13 protein-coding genes are annotated in these 16,330 nt (G+C 69.7%); 4 read left to right on the top strand and 9 right to left on the bottom strand.

The window, feature by feature from the left end:
• Window positions 1-7: 7 nt before the first annotated feature.
• Window positions 8-718 (top strand): ligase-associated DNA damage response endonuclease PdeM, encoded by a 711-nt coding sequence (pdeM, locus tag M5C98_RS21985; RefSeq protein WP_272549594.1) that lies wholly within the window; start codon window positions 8-10, stop codon window positions 716-718.
• 26 nt (window positions 719-744) lie between these two features.
• Here the strand turns inward: pdeM and M5C98_RS21980 are convergent, their stop codons facing one another.
• The 5 genes from M5C98_RS21980 to M5C98_RS21960 form a co-directional block, all read right to left on the bottom strand.
• Window positions 745-2,595 carry an NEL-type E3 ubiquitin ligase domain-containing protein gene (locus tag M5C98_RS21980; protein WP_272549593.1) on the bottom strand — a complete coding sequence of 617 codons (1,851 nt, stop codon included), beginning with the start codon at window positions 2,593-2,595 and terminating at the stop codon, window positions 745-747.
• Between the two features lie 21 nt (window positions 2,596-2,616).
• On the bottom strand, window positions 2,617-4,305 hold the full coding sequence (locus tag M5C98_RS21975; RefSeq protein WP_272549592.1) for an NEL-type E3 ubiquitin ligase domain-containing protein: 1,689 nt from the start codon (window positions 4,303-4,305) through the stop codon (window positions 2,617-2,619).
• Window positions 4,306-4,458: 153 nt separating this feature from the next.
• Window positions 4,459-5,046, bottom strand: coding sequence for a TPM domain-containing protein (locus tag M5C98_RS21970; RefSeq protein ID WP_272549590.1), 588 nt, complete (start codon window positions 5,044-5,046; stop codon window positions 4,459-4,461).
• A 2-nt stretch (window positions 5,047-5,048) separates the two neighbouring features.
• Complete coding sequence (locus tag M5C98_RS21965) at window positions 5,049-5,999, bottom strand: TPM domain-containing protein (protein ID WP_272549587.1); 951 nt, start codon at window positions 5,997-5,999, stop codon at window positions 5,049-5,051.
• Window positions 6,000-6,022: 23 nt separating this feature from the next.
• Window positions 6,023-6,622: a LemA family protein gene (locus tag M5C98_RS21960; protein ID WP_272549585.1), complete on the bottom strand. Its 600-nt coding sequence runs from the start codon at window positions 6,620-6,622 to the stop codon at window positions 6,023-6,025.
• Between the two features lie 162 nt (window positions 6,623-6,784).
• Here M5C98_RS21960 and M5C98_RS21955 point away from each other — a divergent pair, with 162 nt between their 5' ends.
• The 3 genes from M5C98_RS21955 to M5C98_RS21945 all read left to right on the top strand — a co-directional run bounded on the left by M5C98_RS21955 (window position 6,785) and on the right by M5C98_RS21945 (window position 8,908).
• A complete protein-coding gene (locus M5C98_RS21955) occupies window positions 6,785-7,234 on the top strand; it encodes a YybH family protein (protein WP_272549584.1) in 450 nt (149 codons plus the stop codon).
• Window positions 7,235-7,314: 80 nt separating this feature from the next.
• Window positions 7,315-8,391, top strand: coding sequence for a YheT family hydrolase (locus M5C98_RS21950; protein WP_272549583.1), 1,077 nt, complete (start codon window positions 7,315-7,317; stop codon window positions 8,389-8,391).
• Entirely contained in the window at window positions 8,384-8,908 is a 525-nt protein-coding gene (locus M5C98_RS21945) for a DUF2946 family protein (protein ID WP_272549582.1), read from the top strand. Before M5C98_RS21950 ends, M5C98_RS21945 begins: the two co-directional genes overlap by 8 nt.
• A gap of 117 nt (window positions 8,909-9,025) precedes the next feature.
• Here M5C98_RS21945 and M5C98_RS21940 read toward each other — a convergent pair whose 3' ends face one another.
• The 4 genes from M5C98_RS21940 to M5C98_RS21925 form a co-directional block, all read right to left on the bottom strand.
• Window positions 9,026-9,916, bottom strand: a complete 891-nt coding sequence (locus M5C98_RS21940) for a c-type cytochrome (RefSeq protein WP_272549581.1) — start codon at window positions 9,914-9,916, stop codon at window positions 9,026-9,028.
• Between the two features lie 312 nt (window positions 9,917-10,228).
• On the bottom strand, window positions 10,229-11,692 hold the full coding sequence (locus M5C98_RS21935) for an efflux transporter outer membrane subunit (RefSeq protein WP_272553369.1): 1,464 nt from the start codon (window positions 11,690-11,692) through the stop codon (window positions 10,229-10,231).
• Between the two features lie 23 nt (window positions 11,693-11,715).
• Entirely contained in the window at window positions 11,716-14,874 is a 3,159-nt protein-coding gene (locus tag M5C98_RS21930; protein WP_272549580.1) for an efflux RND transporter permease subunit, read from the bottom strand.
• A gap of 15 nt (window positions 14,875-14,889) precedes the next feature.
• Complete coding sequence (locus tag M5C98_RS21925) at window positions 14,890-16,212, bottom strand: efflux RND transporter periplasmic adaptor subunit (protein WP_272549579.1); 1,323 nt, start codon at window positions 16,210-16,212, stop codon at window positions 14,890-14,892.
• Window positions 16,213-16,330 lie beyond the last annotated feature (118 nt).

The following is a 16,330-nucleotide window of genomic DNA, read 5'->3' as shown; positions in this document are numbered from 1 at the left end:
ATGCCGCATGAGCGCAGCAGACATCCATACGGCAACCCAGGGCGCCGCCATCTGCCACCTCGCCGGCACCGAAGTCCACCTGCTGCCCGACCGCTCGCTGTGGTGGCCGGCCGGCCGCACGCTGTTCGTGGCCGACGTGCACCTGGGCAAATCCGACACCTTCCGCGCGCGCGGGCTGCCCGTGCCCTCCGGCACCACGCGCGACAACCTGGCCCGGCTTGCTGCGCAGATCGCGCAGCAGGAGGCGCAGCGGCTGGTGGTGCTGGGCGACTTCCTGCATGCGGCCGAGGCGCAGTCGCCCGCCGTGCTGGCCGCCCTGTCGGCATGGCGCGCCGCACATGCCGCGCTGGAGGTGGTGCTGGTGCGAGGCAACCACGACGGCCACGCCGGCGATCCGCCGGCCGGACTGGGCATCGCCATCGTGGACGAGCCCTGGCCGATCGGGCCGTTCGCCTGTTGCCACCACCCGCAGGCGCATGGCACGCTGCATGTGCTGGCGGGCCATGTCCATCCCGCCGTGGTGCTGCGGGGGCGGGGGCGCGACGCCCTGCGCCTGCCTTGCTTTGCGGTGGAGCCGCAACTCACCGTGCTGCCGGCGTTCGGCGAGTTCACGGGAGGGCAGACGATGGCCACCGGGCCGGAGCGACGCTTTTTCGCCGCCGGCGGCGGGCGGGTGTGGGCGGTGCCGGGCTGGGTGGACCCCACCGGCACCGGCTGAAGCGGCAGGGGGCTGCGTGCAGCGGCTCAGGCCGCGCCCGGCTCGGGCTTCACGGGACTCAGCGGCGCTTCGAGGCCCGCCAGGTGCCGCAGCAGCCGGTCCTCCTCGTGCCGCCACCGCGCCTCGACCGCCCGGGCACGGATGGCGTATTCGACCTGCCCTTCCAGGTCCGTGGAAGCGGGAATGTCTTCATCGAAAAACGGATCGTCGTCGCGCGCTTGCTGGAGCCAAGCGAACGCACGGGAGTGCAGTGCCTTCATGCCTTCGCGCCAGGTCGTGTGGCCCATGCGGAAGTCGCCGTAGGCGGCGGTGTCGCGGGCCTGCTGCAACACGGCTTTTTCCAGGTCGTTCACGTCCTTTTGGCGCAGCACGCTCAGCTGCAGGGCCTGCACGCCCGTCACGGTGCCTTCCGGCAGGTCAAGGCGATCCCGCAGCGCCTGCTTGGCGTGCATCAGGGTCTCCAGTGGCTCCCGCGTCAGCTGGCGTTTCGGCCAGGGCCCCAGGTCCTGGCGCTGCAGTTCGCGGTGGATGAACCGGGTGACCTCGCTCTCCAGCAAGGCCAGCCGAAATTGCTGTCCCGCCCAGTGGTCGAACTGCGCGGCGTCCAACCGGCCGCTGCGGATGTCCGCCACCATCTGGTGGTTGCGAACGGCCAGCAGCGCCTTGGAAAAGCCTTCGAGTACGTTGTCCCGGCAGCTGCCCAGGGCCGTCTGCGCAATCAGGTAGACCTGCGCCCGCAGGTCGGGATCGCCCGCCACCGCATGGATGACGGCGGCGACCTGCTCCGCCCGCTGCGCCACCGCCGTGGATGAGCTGCCTTCATGGCCATCGTGGCTGGCATCCCGCAGCCGTGCCAGCAGGCGGGCGAAAACGGGGGCCTGGGGTTCGTCGTCGAAGGTGCTCAACGTTGCGGCATCGGGATGGTCTTGGCCCAGCCATTGGGCGATTTCCCAGCCCAGCGGCATTGTCTGGCGCCGCAGGTCCCGGGCGAGTTCTTCGCGCTCGTTATCCTCCCCTTCGTCCTCCGACTCGACATCGTCGTCCTCGAAGCGCACCAGAAGGCCCCGCAATTGCCAGACGGCCTCCGCCGTGACCGGGTGCAAGGCCCCGTCCGCGGCGCGGGCCTCCAGACCGTCGCGCAGTTCGGGCAGTGGCCCCAGTTCCACGAGCAGGTCGGCCGAAACACGCATGACCTGCTGCGCGCGCTCCGGGTGGGCATCCAGCATGTCCAGCAATGCGAAGACCTGGGCCGAATGGGGCGTGCCATGAATGCCGAGTTCCGCATGGTTCACGAAGGGAAGCGTGAGCGGGTCCGGCGCCGCTTCGTCCTCGCTTTGCCAGTCTTCTTCTTCGGAATCCGAGGTGTCGGCCCCGCTGCTTGATGAAGTCGGCGGCGTGCCGTTCAGGTCCGGCAGGTCTGGTGGCTGGGGCAGTGCGGCGTTCAGGTCCGGCAGGTCTGGCGGCTGGGGCAGTGCGGCGTTCAGGTCTGGCAGGTCCGGTGGCTGGGGCAGCGCGGTGTTCAGGTCCGGCAGGTCTGGCGGCTGGGGCAGTGCGGCGTTCAGGTCCGGCAGGTCTGGTGGCTGGGGCAGCGCGGTGTTCAGGTCTGGCAGGTCCGGCGGCTGGGGCAGTGCGGCGTTCAGGTCCGGCAGGTCCGGCCGATGCAGGGGCAGAGGGGCGCGCGGCGCTCGCCAGTGGGCTCCGGCTTCGGCAGTGCTGCCCGGCAATGCATTGCGCGCGACCAGGGGGCCCGCCAAGTGCGTGGCATTGTTCCAGCGGGGGCGGACTTGGCGGTCGGACGGGGACGGCGCATCGGCGCTGGGCTCGCGCGGCCGCACGCGGCCCATGCGTGCGATGCCAGTCAAGGGTCGGTTTTCCACGGGAGTGCGGTGGTTGGCCGGCTAGCTGGCGCGCGAGGGCCCGGCTTCCGATGTCGAAGGATGGCGCGGCGGCAGCGCCCCGCTTGCGCGAGCCGCCAGAGCCTCCAGCTGCTGTTCCACGGCGGACTGCCAGGCGGCGTAGATCTTGTTGCCGACTTCTGCGTGCTCGAACGCGGCGGCGCTGGTGCTATCGCGCGGGGGGAGCAGTTCGTAGTAGGGGTTTTCATCCCGGATGGCGTCGATGGCGTCGAAGGCGGTCCGGTGAAGCGCTTGCATGCTGTCGCGCCAGGGCGCATCGTTCATCAGGAACTGGTGGTAGGCCTGGGGGTCGGCCGCCTGTTCCAGAACCTCGGCTTGCAGTGCGGCGATATCGGCCGGCTCCAGCACGCTGAAGTCCAGGCTCGTCAGGTCCTGTGCCGTGTCCTGCGGGAGATTCAGGCCCGTCTTCAAGGCGGCCTTGGCATGCACCATGGTTTCCACGGCGTCCTTTTCCAGCCAGTTCTTCTTCCAGGGCGGGAAGTCGGCACGTTCCTTTTGCCGGCCGATGAAGCGGTTCGTGGCGGTCTCCAGCAGCGAAAGCCGAAACCGCTGGCCCGTCAAATGGTGGGCCTTCGACTCATCGATCTTGCCCATCCTCACGCCCAGCACCATTTGGTGGCTGCGCACGGCCAGCATCACCTTGGAGAGGCCATCGAGCAGGTTGTCGCGGCAGTCGCCCAGAGCCGTCTGGGCGACCAGGAAAACGTTGAGGCACAGGCCGGGATCGCGCACCATCATCATGGCGGCGGTGCGCACCTGCTCTATCAACTGGTGTTGCGCCGCGGGAGAAAACGTGGGCAGAGCCTCCTGATGAAGGCGCTCCAGCAATCTGGCGAAGGCCCTCGCCTGCGGGTCGTCGTCGAAGGCCTGGAAATGCGCGGCGATCGCACGGCCCATGTTGCCCGCATTGCCCAGCCAGGCGTGGATCTGTTGCCCCAGCGGTTTTTCCAGGCGTTCCACATCGACCTCCACATCGCCGTCCTCGCTGTCTTCTTCCAGTTCGGTCTGCAGATAGGCCTCCAAGTCTGCTTCGAGGGCGGCAGGATCGCCGCTTCCGTCCGGGGCCGGCCCCACGGCGGCGAAGGTGCCCACCGGTCCCAGTGCGGTTTCGATCACGCGGGCCGCGGCAGGATGGCTCTGGCAATGCTGTCGCCACAGCGGCTCCAGCCGGTCGGCCATCGCCCGTCCGGCCCCCCGGTGGGCGACCAAGGCGGCGGCCGCTTGCCGGAGCCGGTCTTCATCTTCCGGGCGTTGCACGGCCAGATCCACCAGGGCCAACAGCTGGGAGGGGTCCAGCGGGCCATGGATGCCCAGTGCCGCCAGCTCTTCCTGCAGGCGTTCGGGATCTTCGACATCCCAGGTCTCCAGGTCGCATTCGGGTGATTCCGGCTCTGACAGCGCTGGCGGCGGAGAACTCGGCAGGGCGGTGCCGGGCACGGGAGGGCGCATCGCGTGCAGCGGGACGGCGGTGCGAGGCGGCAGCGTGGAGGGCCCGGCGGCATGCCGGTCGTCCGAGGGGCGGCGCGGCGATAGCGGGGGCGTACCGATCGCGCCCGGCCCCGCCGTGCGGGCGCGCACGTGCCGTGCCGGCGCAGGGGTGCCGGTGTGGTTGCCAATCTCTGGGCTGTGCTCGCGCGGCCTGGTGCGGTTGGGAGGTCGAAGGGGGTCCATGGGGCGCCTTTCCTGCCGCGCTGGTACGCGGACGGTGCCAGCGATCGTCGGTCCATCGGCGAAAACGCTCCCGGTCCCTCGCGCAGGGATGCCCGGGTTTGCGAAGGCCCGGGGGGCGCGCCCGGCACGGCACGCCTGCGCCGCGGGCCGGGGCTACTCTTTCAGGAGCGCATCGCCCGCGAGCACCGGCGCATCGGGCAGTTCATTGTGTCCACCGGCCACCGTGCCGTCTTCCCCGGTCCCTGCCGGGAAACGCGCGGCCAGCAGCGCGGACACCTCCGCCAGCGCCTGCGTCAGGCCATCCTCGTAGCGGCCGGCGCGAAAGGCCTCGCCCATGTGCGCGACCAGGGTGCGCCAGGTCTCGGGCGGCACGGTGCGGGACAGGCCCCGGTCGGCCACGATCTCGATGGCCTGCTCGGCCAGCAACAGGTAGATGAGCACGCCGTTGTTGTGCTCGGTGTCCCACACGCGCAGCTTGCCGAACAGGGTGACGGCGCGCTCGCGGGCGCTGGCGCCGCGCCACAGGTAGCTGGTGGGCAGGCCGCCTTCGGCGCAGATGCGGATCTGCCCGGTGTGGCGGCGCTCGCTGGCCGCAACGCGGCGCGTGATGCGCTCCAGCAGGTCGGGCGGCAGCGCCTGTTGCAGGCGGCCTTCCACCCAGCGGTGCCGCACGAGCCGTGCGATGCGCGACAGGGCAGACGGGGACGCCGAGGAAGGGCCAGTCGTCAAATTCTTCGCCATGGTCACCAGTCTCCCGAGGCGCCGCCGCCGCCAAAATCGCCGCCGCCGCCCGAGCTGAATCCACCCCCGTCGCTGCTGCTGCCGCCGCCACTGCCACCGCTCCAGCCGCCGAAGCCCCCGGTGGACGTGCCGATGCCGGCCCCCCCGGCCGGCCCGAAGCCGCCGCCGCTGCGCCGCCCGCCCAGGGACAGGCCGGTGCCGCTGAAAAGCCAGGTGTAGATCAGCGCGATCAACCCCGCGCCGCCGGCCAGCAGCACGCTGGTGGTGAACAGGAACGCCAGCCCGCCCACGCCGCCGCCCAGCAGCAGGCCGCCCAGGCGGTTGCCGAAAATGCCGCGCGCCACCGGGCCGCCCACCATCACGCCGAAGAACAGGAAGATGGCGAGGTCGGTCCAGTCCACGCCCGGCGCAGACCGGGCCGCGCGTTCGCTGGTGTCACTGGGCAGGGGCAGCGATTCGCCGGCGATGCGCGCGCCGATCTGGTTCACCGCGGCGGACAGGCCGCCTGCGTAGTCACCCTCGCGAAAGCGCGGCTTCATGGCGCCGTCGATGATGCGCGCGGCCGCGATGTCGGGGATGGCCCCTTCCAGCGCCTTGGCCACTTCGATGCGCATCTTGCGGTCGTCCTTGGCCACCAGCACCAGCACGCCGTCGCCCACGTCCTTGCGGCCGATCTTCCAGGCGTTGCCGACCCGGTTGGCGAACGCGGCCAGTTCCTCGGGCGCGGTGGTGGGCACCATCAGCACCACCACCTGCGAGCCGTGGGACTTTTCGATGGCGGCCAGGCGCGTTTCCAGCGCCTGCCGGTCGGCCGCGCTGAGCGTGCCGGTCTCGTCGATCACGCGCGCAGTCAGCGCCGGCACGGCGCGCTGCGCCTGGGCCGGCGTGCCAAAACAGCCGATTGCTATCAAAAAAAGAGCTATCAGCGCTAGTCGGACGTGCGCCAGGGGCATATCGGGCACTCAGATGTGGGGCTTCAGGGCCTGGACGCCGGCTTGGAGAAGTCCACCGCCGGCGGGGTGGAGATCTGCGCCTCGTTCTGCACGGTGAAGCTGGGTTTGGCGTCGTAGCTGAACACCTTGGCCGTGAGGTTGGTGGGGAAGCTGCGCGCGAGCACGTTGTATTCCTGCACCGTCTGGATGTAGCGGTTGCGCGCCACGGTGATGCGGTTTTCGGTGCCCTCCAGCGTCACGCGCAGGTCGCGGAACGCCTGGTTGGCCTGCAGCTGCGGGTAGCGCTCGGCCACCACCATCAGGCGCGAGAGGGCGCCGGACAGCTCGCCCTGCGCGGCCTGGAACTTGTTGAATGCCTCGGGGTTGTTCAGCGTCTCGGGCGTCACCTGGATGGAGGTGGCCTTGGCGCGGGCCTCGACCACCTTGGTCAGCGTGTCCTGTTCGAAGGCGGCCTCGCCCTTGACGGTGGCGACGATGTTGGGCACCAGATCGGCGCGGCGCTGGTACTGGTTGAGCACCTCGCTCCACGCGGCCTTGGACTGCTCGTCCAGGCGCTGGAAGTCGTTGTAGCCGCAGCCTGAGAGGGCCAGGACGGCGGCCAGGGTGGCAAGAAGACGTTTCATGGCGCGTGCGCTGGGCCGGGTGCAGGCGACAGTGCCAATGGCTGGCAGCGCTCGCGCATTCTGCCCCAGCGGGCCAGGGAGGCCGCGTAGTCCGCCGGGCCGACCGCTGCCGCGCGCCAGCCCCGACAATAGCGCCACCGCATGACAGCCCACACCAGCGCCATGACCCGTTCCCCCTACCGCGCCGCCAACCTGGGCGGCTCCGCCGACGAAACCGAAGCCGCCTTCTACGAAGCCCTGCAGACGGGCAACCTGGAGCGCCTGATGGCGTGCTGGGCCGAAGAGGACGACATCGTCTGCGTCAACCCCGGCGGCCCGCGCCTGCTGGGCGCCGCGGCCATCCGCGCCGCCTTCAGCGCCATGTTCGAGCACGGCACCCTGCGCGCCCGGCCGGCCCAGGTGCACCGCGTGCAGGCCATGGCCAGCGCGGTGCACAGCGTGGTCGAGCATGTCGAGGTGGTGCTGGACGGCGGAGTGCGCGAGGCCATCGTGCACTCCACCAACGTCTATCACAAGACCCCGCTCGGCTGGCGCCTGGTGGCCCACCACGCCAGCCCCGGCACCCTGCACGAATCCCAGGCGCCCGGCCAGCCGCCGCCGGTGCTGCATTGAGGCGCTGCCTGCCATGTTGCCGGCCTATGGGCTTCAAGCCTTTTAGCCCTCCAGCGCAATAAAGACTAAGGCATGTTGCTATGAAATATATAGCGCCTCGCTGGTTGCCCGGCGGCCACCTGCAGACCATCTGGCCGGCGCTGGCCTCGCGTCGCGTGCTGGCCGCGCCCCCGGCCTACCGGCGCGAGCGCTGGACGGCACCCGACGGCGATTTCGTGGACGTGGACTTCCTGGACCCGGCCGCAGGGGCCGGGCAGGAGGCCGATCCTGGTCGGCCCCTGCTGGTGCTGTTCCACGGACTGGAGGGGTCGTCGCGCAGCCACTATGCCGAGGCCTTCGCCGACGTGGCGCGCGAGCGCGGCTGGGCCTACGCCGTGCCGCATTTCCGCGGCTGCAGCGGCGAGCTCAACCTGGCCCCGCGCGCCTACCACTCGGGCGACCATGAGGAGATCGCCTGGATCCTGGCGCGCCTGGCGCAGCGGCAGGCCGACGGCGCCCTCGGGGCCGACGGTACGCCCGGCCCGCGCGCGCCGCTGCTGGCCGTGGGCGTGTCGCTGGGCGGCAATGCGCTGCTGCGCTGGGCCGCCGAGGCCGGCGCCAGCGCCTCGCGCAGCGCCGATGCGGTGGCGGCCGTGTGTTCGCCGCTCGATCTGGCCGCAGGCGGGGCGGCCATCGGCCGGGGCTTCAACCGGCAGGTGTACACGCGCATGTTCCTGCGCACCATGGTGCCCAAGGCCCTGGCCAAGCTGCGCCAGCACCCGGGCCTGTTCGACCGGCAGGCGCTGCTGGCCGCGCGCGACCTGTACGACTTCGACAACGTGTTCACCGCGCCGCTGCACGGCTTTCGCGACACCGACGACTACTGGCGCCGCGCCTCGGCCCAGCCGCTGCTGGCGCGCATCCGCATCCCGGCGCTGGCCGTCAATGCGCGCAACGATCCGTTCGTGCCGGCGTCCAGCCTGCCGCGCGCCGGGCAGGCCGGCGCCCACGTCACGCTGTGGCAGCCCGCGCATGGCGGGCACGTCGGCTTCGCCCAGGGGCGCCTGCCGGGCCACGTGCGCGCCATGCCGGCCGAGGTGGCCGGCTGGCTGGCGGCCCACGGGGCACCGGACTACGCGGCAGGGCAGGCCCCCTCGATACCATCGCGCCATGGATGACATCGTCAAACAGGCCATCGCCAAGTGGCCCAACGTTCCCGACTGCTACGGCTGGCTGGGGCTCGATGCGCGGGGCCGCTGGTACATGCGCGACGACGCCACCCAGGCCCAGGGGCCGTTCCCGCAGGCCAAAGGCTCGCTGCTGGCGCATGGCAAGCTCATCGACTTCATCCAGCGCAACTACGAGGCCGACGCCCAGGGGCGCTGGTTCTTCCAGAACGGCCCGCAGCGCGTGTACGTGGAGCTGGAGATCACCCCGGTGGTCTGGCGCATCGAGCCGGACTTCAGCCTGGTCGCCCACACCGGCCGCGCCTCCACCGCCCGCGAATGCCTGCTGGACGAAGCCGGGCACCTGTACCTGTTCGACGGCACCGTGCTGGGGCTGGCGCACACGCTGGACATGGAAACCGCCGCGCAGGCGGTCGAGGCCGGGCAGTGGGACCCGCAGCCGGTGCAGGCAGCCGATCTGCCAGTGCGCTATGGCTACGTGCTGCAGCCGTCGGTGTTCCGGGTCTGATCCGCCGCCGTGCCCTGGGCCGGGGCGATATCCCGGCGGCGAGGGCCTTGTAACCCTGTCCGAAACGAAAAAAGCCGGTCGATGACCGGCTTTTTGCTGGGGGTCGGGGGCCTCGTCTTACTTGGCCGCGTTGGCCATGAACTCGACCGCCGCGTGGATGTCCGCGTCCGACGCCTGCGTGCCGCCGCGGGGTGGCATGGCGCCCTTGCCGGCGATGGCGATGCGCGTCATGCCGTCGATGCCGTCCTTCAGGCGCTCGGCCCAGGCGGCCTTGTCGCCGAACTTGGGTGCACCGGCAATGCCGGCGGCATGGCACACCTGGCACGCCTGCTTGTACAGGGCTTCGCCAGCGCCGGCGGCGGCCGTCGCCGTGGGGGCGGCGGCAGGCGCAGCGGCCGTGGCGGGGGCTGCTACGGGGGCGGCCTGTGCAGCGGAGGCGGGTGCCGCAGCCGCCATGGGGGCCGCAGCGGGGTCGGAAGCCGCGGCAGCGGCACCGGAGGCGCCAGCGGCTGCAGGGGCGGCGGGTTCTTCGAACTTGGCACCGGCCGCGTTGGCCATGTAGGCCACGCCGCGTGCGATTTCGGTGTCGTTGAATTCGCCGCCGCCTTGCGGGGCCATCGCGCCCTTGCCGGCGAGGGCGGAATGCACCAGCGCCTCGAACCCGGTCTTGATGCGCGGACCCCAGGCCGCGGCGTCACCCAGCTTGGGGGCGCCCGCCGCGCCCGTGGCATGGCAGGCGGCGCACTGGCCCTTGAAGACTTCCTCGCCGGGGCGCAGGGGGCGGTTGGCATCGCGCACTTCCACCATGCCCACCTTCTGGATGCGTTCCGCCAGCGCCCGTTCGGGGTTGGCGGCGCCATCGGCCGGCTTGGTGCCCGAGGTCACGTACAGCACGAGCCCGATGATGGCGAAGATCGGGACCACAAAAGAAAAGAAGACCGTCAACAGCAGTTGCTTGGGGTTCTTGATGGGGCCGGTGTGCGCTTCTTCGTGGGGGGTGTCGCTCATGACGTCCTCTATGTATCGGGGGCTTGATGAAACCAGCCGCTGATTATAGGAAGGCTCCCCGGGGCCGGCCGTTAGGGAAAACGGCTGGCTTTTCCCGGTGTTTGCGCTGCATCAATGACTGGCGGGAGACATTGGGGTGGCGGCGTGCATGGAGCCGCCCTGGTGGGCGGGCGGCTCCATGCCAGCGGACTGCCGCAAACCCTGAAAACACGAACGCCCTGCAAGGAGGTCTTTCCTTGCAGGGCGCGGGGCCCGCAGGGCCGGATCGCTGCGCACCAGAGTGCGTGCCCGGACCGGTGGCGGGAGGAGGGGTCAGGAGCCCTGGGCGCGCTCGTCCTGCGGCGTCCAGCCGCCACCCAGCACCTTGTAGAGGGTGATCTGGTTTTGCAGCTGGATCAGTCGCGTCTGCACCACGAGCTGCTCGGACGTGAACAGCGAGCGCTGCGCATCCAGCAGGTCGAGGTAGCTGGCCACGCCGTTGCGGTAGCGCAGGTCCGACAGCTGCAGGCGCTTGGCATCCGCATCCGCCTGGGCGCGCTGGGCCGCCAGTTGTTCTCCGAGGGTGGCCTGGCCCGCGAGGGCGTCGGACACTTCGCGGAAAGCGGTCTGGATCGACTTTTCGTACTGCGCCACCGAGATGGAGCGTGCGGCCCGTGCCGATTCGAGCGTGGCCTGGTTGCGGCCGGCATCGAAGATCGGCAGCGCCGCCTGCGGTGCCAGCGAGAAGGCCCAGGAGCCGCTCTTGAACAGGCCCGACAGCTCGTTGCTCACCGTGCCCACGCTCGCGGTCAGCGAGATGCGCGGGAAGAACGCCGCGCGCGCCGCGCCGATGTTCGCGTTGGCGGCGATGAGTTGCTGCTCGGCCTGGCGGATGTCGGGGCGCCGCGTGAGCAGGTCGGACGGCAAGCCTGCAGGCAGCGCCGGCATGGCGGGCGCGTCGGCCAGGCGCGACACCGTGGTGCCCAGGCTGTCGCGGATGTTCTGCGGCAGGGGCTGGCCCAGCAGCAGGGCCAGGGCGTTCTCGTCCTGCATGCGCTGGCGCCGCTGCTGCGCATACGTTGCGCGCGCGGCCTGCGCCAGACCTTCCGCCTGGCTGTTGTCCAGCTCGGAACTCACGCCGTTTTCCAGGCGCAGGCGCGTCAGCTTGACCGACTCTTCGCGCGTGCCCAGGGTGCGGCGGGAAATGTCGAGCAGTTCCTCGTCGGCCAGCAGGTTGAACCAGGCGGTGGCCACGGACGACACCAGGCTCAGCTGGGTGGACCGGCGCGCTTCTTCGGTGGCGAAATACTGCGCCAGGGCCTGTTCCTTCAAGGCGGCGATGCGCCCGAAGAAGTCGATTTCCCAGGCGGAAACCGCCAGGCCCACCTGGTAGTTGTTGGCGTAGGAGCCCGTCGCCGCATCCGGCTGGCGCGTCGCGTTGACGGCGGCGTTCACCGTGGGGAACTGGCCGGCGCGCTGGATCTGGAACTGCGCGCGGGCCTGCTCGATGTTGAGCGCGGCCACGCGCAGGTCGCGGTTGTTCTCCAGCGCGATGGCGATCAGCGTCTGCAGGCGCGCATCGGCGAAGTATTCCTTCCAGTCGATGTCGGCCGCGGCCTTGGCCGTTTCGGCGCCGCCGGCGGCCGCGGCGTTGGGGTACGCCTGCGGCACCGGGGCGGCGGGCCGCTCGTAGGTCGGAATGAAGCTGCAGCCGGCCAGCAGGGCGGCTGCAGCCACCACGCTCAGCAGGGGGCGTGCGATGCGCGCACTAGCGCGCAGGGACGAGGGATGGGGCATGGGGGTCTCCAGCGGATCGGTCGTCATTCAAGGTTTTCCGTGGCATGGCGGTGCTGGACCTGCTTGGCGTCGTGCTCCTGCTGGCGTTTACTGCCCTTGAAGAGCGTGCGCACCAGCACGAAGAACACGGGCACGAAGACCACGGCCAGCACGGTGCCGGTGATCATCCCGCCGATCACGCCGGTGCCGATGGCACGCTGGCTGGCCGAGCTGGCACCTGAGGCGATGAACAGCGGCACCACGCCCAGCGTGAACGCCAGCGAGGTCATGATGATCGGCCGAAAGCGCAGGTGAGCGGCTTCCAGGGCGGCCTCCAGCGCGCTCTTGCCTTCGGCCTGCAGGTCCTTGGCGAACTCCACGATCAAGATTGCGTTCTTCGCTGACAGGCCGATGATGGTCACCAGCCCGATCTGGAAGTACACGTCGTTGGACATGCCGCGCATCAGCGTGGCCAGCAGCACGCCCAGCACGCCCAGCGGCACCACCAGCAGGACCGAGACGGGAATCGTCCAGCTTTCATAGAGCGCGGCCAGGCAAAGGAACACGGCCAGCAGCGAGAACGCATACAGGATCATGGCCTGGGAGCCCGCGAGCTTTTCTTCGCGGGACTGGCCCGTCCACTCGAAGCCGAAGCCGGGCGGCAGCTGGCCTGCCAGGCGCTCCATCTCATTCATCGCATCGCCGGTGGTGAAGCCGGGACCGGCGTCGCCTGCGATCTTGATGGACGGATAGCCGTTGTAGCGCACCGTCTGCATGGCGCCCGTGATCCAGCGCGTGGTGGCGAAGGTCGAGAGCGGCACCGTCTGGCCCTGGCTGTTCACGACGGGCAGGTCCAGCACCGATTCGGGACGCATCCGCGCGGCGGCGTCGGCTTGCACCACGACGCGTTGCAGGCGGCCCTTGTTCGGGAAGTCGTTGATGTAGCTCGAACCCAGCGCGGTGGACAGCGCGGAGCTGATGCTATCGAAGCCGATCCCCAAGGCGTTGGCCTTGTCGCGGTCGATGTCGATCTGCATCTGCGGCGCATCTTCCATGCCGTCGGGGCGCACGCCCGCCAGGATCTTGCTTTGCCCGGCCATGCCGAGCAACTGGTTGCGAGCCCCCAGCAGCGCATCGTGGCCCTGGCCTGCACGGTCCTGCAGACGGAAGTTGAAGCCGGTGCCCGTGCCCAGTTCGGGAATGGGTGGCGGGCTCAACGCGAAGATGAACGCATCGCGGATGCTGGACAGGGCACCGAAGGCGCGGCCCGCCACGGCCGCGGCCGCATGCTCGGCGCCGGAGCGCTCGCTCCAGTCCTTCAGGATCACGAAGGCCAGGCCGGCGTTCTGGCCCTGGCCGGAGAACGAGAAGCCTGCCACGGTCACGATGTTCTCGACCTCGGGCTGCTTGAGCATGTAGCCCTCGACCTGCTTGAGCACCTCGCTGGTTCGCGACTGCGCGGCGCCGGGCGGCAACTGCACGTTGGTGATGATGTAGCCCTGGTCTTCGTTGGGCAGGAACGAGGTCGGCAGGCGCATGAACACCACCGCCACCGCGGCGATCAGCGCGAGGTACACGATCATCATGCGGCCGCTGCGGCGCAGCAGCTTGCCCATGCGGGTTTCATAGCCGTGCGTGGCGCTCTTGAACGAACGGTTGAACCATCCGAAGAAGCCTTTCTTCTCGGCATGGTGCTCCGGATCGATCGGCTTGAGCAGCGTGGCGCACAGGGCGGGCGTGAGCGACAGCGCGAGGAACGCCGAGAAGGCGATCGACGTCGCCATCGTGGCTGCGAACTGGCGGTAGATGTTGCCGGTGGAGCCCGCGAAGAACGCCAGCGGCACGAACACCGAGATCAGCACCACGGTCACGCCGATCACAGCGCCCGAGATCTGGCCCATGGCCTTGCGGGTGGCCTGCAGCGGCGGCAGCCCTTCCTCGGCCATGATCCGCTCGACGTTCTCCACCACCACGATGGCATCGTCCACGACGATCCCGATCACCAGCACCATGCCGAACATGGTCAGCACGTTGATCGAAAAGCCCATGGCCATCAGCACCCCGAAAGTGCCCAGCAGCGCCACTGGCACCACGATGGTCGGGATGATGGTGTAGCGGAAATTCTGCAGGAACAGGAACATCACGATGAACACCAGCACCACAGCTTCGATCAGCGTATGCACCACCTTCTCGATCGAGACCGACACGAACTTGGAGGTGTCGTAAGGCACCACGTAGTTCACGCCCTGCGGGAAGAACTTCTTGAGTTCTTCCAGCTTGGCCTTCACGGCCTTGGCGGTGGCCAAGGCATTGGCGGAAGGCGTGGGCTGAACGCCCAGGCCCACGGCGTCCTTGCCGTTCAGGCGCGCGCTGGTGTTGTAGCTCTGTGATCCCAGCTCGATGCGGGCCACGTCCTTCAGGCGCACGGCCGAGCCGTCCGTGTTGGCGCGCAGCACGATGCGGCCGAACTCTTCGGCCGACGACAACTGGCCCTGCACCACGATGGTGGCCGCCACGGGCTGGCCCGTTTCAGCGGGCAGATCGCCCAGGTTACCGGCGGACACCTGCGCGTTCTGCGCGCGGATGGCCGCGTTGACCTGATCGAGCGACAGGTTGAAGCCCTTGAGCTTGGCCGGGTCCACCCAGATCCGCATGGCGCGTTCCGAGCCGAACTGCGTGAGCGTGCCCACGCCGGCCACGCGCTGCAGTTCGGGAACCACGTTGCGCGCGGCATAGTCGTTCAGCGCCTCGATGCTCACGTCCGGGCTTTCCGTGGTGAGCATGGCGAACATCAGGAAGTTGGAGCGCGACTGCTCCACGCGCACGCCCTGCTGCGTCACGGCGCTCGGCAACCGCGGCGTGGCGCGGGAAAGCCGGTTCTGCACGTCCACCTGCGCGAGATCGGCGTTGGTGCCGGGCTCGAAGCTCAAAACGATGCTGCCGGTGCCGTTGGCCTGGCTGGTCGTCTCGACGTAGGCCAGGCCGCTCGCGCCGTTCATCTCGCGTTCGATGACGGCCAGCACGCTGTCCTCCAGCGTCTGGGCGTTGGCGCCGGGGTAGGCCACCGAAACCTGGATGGTCGGCGGCGCCACGGCGGGGTACTGCGCGATCGGCAGCCGCGTGATGGAGATGGCCCCCATCACGATGATGAAAATGGTGATCACCCACGCGAAGATGGGGCGCTCGATGAAGAACTTGGCCATGTGCCGCGCTCCTTCTTATGGCTTGGCCGGGGCGGCAGCGGAAGCGGCGGACGCAGCGGGAGCCGCAGCAGAGGCGGGCGCACCGGGCGCCGCAGCAGCAGTCGGCGCACCAGGCGCCGGGGCGCCAGCGCCGCCGGCCTGCCAGGCCACGGGCTGCACGACGATCGGATCGCCAGGCTTGCCGCGCGGCAGCTTCTGGAAGCCGTCCACCATGACCTTCTCGCCCGTCTTCAGGCCTTCCAGCACCACCCAGTTCGTGCCCTGCGCCGGCCCGAGCTTGATCGGGCGGGGGGTCAGGTGGTTGTCGGGGCCCACCACCATCACGGTGTCGGCCTTGGCCGAGCGGGTCACTGCCTGCTGCGGGAGCAGCACGCCGCCGGCCACCTGGGCCTGCTCCAGGCGCACGCGCACGTAGAGGCCGGGGAGCAACTGGCGGTCGGTGTTGGGGATCTCGGCGCGCAGCGTGACCTGGCCGCTGGTCGGGTCCACCGACAGGTCGGTGAACAGCAGCTTGCCGGTCTGGGGGTAGAGGCTGCCGTCTTCCAGCACGACGCTCACGCTGGCCGTTCCCTTGCCCGCCTGCTTGTATTTACCGCTGGACAGGCCGGCCTTGAGCTTGAGCGCGTCGGAGGCGGACTGCGTGAAGTTCACATACAGCGGATCGATCTGCTGGATGACTGCCAGCTCGGTGGCCGAGCCCTGGCCCACCAGCGCGCCTTCGGTCACCAGCGCACGGCCGATGCGGCCGGAAATGGGGGCGGTCACGGCCGCGTAGCCCACGTTGATCTGCGCCGTCGTCACGGAGGCGCGGGCGGCGGCAAGGTTGGCCTCGGCGGTCTTTTGCGAGGCGACGGCGTTGTCGTACTCCTGCTTGCTGATCGCGTTCACGGCGACGAGGGGCTTGTAGCGCTCGGCCAGCGCGCGGGTCTGGGCCACGTTGGCATCGGCCTGCGCCACGCTCGCCCGTGCGCTTTCCAGCGAAGCCCGGTAGGGCGCGTCGTCGATGGCGAAGAGCTTTTGCCCGGCCTTCACGTCGCTGCCTTCGGTGAAAAGGCGCTTTTGCAGGATGCCCGCAGCCCGTGCGCGCACTTCCGCCACGCGGGAGGCCTCCAGCCGGCCAGGCAGCTCGGTCACGAGACCCACGTCGCCGGGCGCCACGGTGACCACGCCCACCTGGGGCGGTGGGGGGGCGCCGCCGCCGGCCTGGGCCGGGGCTTCGCTTTTGCCACAGGCCACCAGGACGGCGGCGGCGACCAGGCTGAGGCACAGGGCCACGACACGGCGGGCGGGGGGGATGGCGGCAGCGGAAACGCCAAGATCGTCACTGAGGCGGGGCATGAAAGTCCTTCCGGAAATGCGCTAATTGAAAAGGCCATGCAGGCACGGAGATGTCTTTGATCGGCATCAACCACGCAGATGGCCCTTGAATTCGGTGCGCGATTATACATACAAACAT

The sequence above is a fragment of the Acidovorax sp. NCPPB 3576 genome, from assembly GCF_028473605.1.
Lineage (GTDB): Bacteria > Pseudomonadota > Gammaproteobacteria > Burkholderiales > Burkholderiaceae_C > Paracidovorax.
This window is presented reverse-complemented; position numbering and strand designations above follow the sequence as displayed.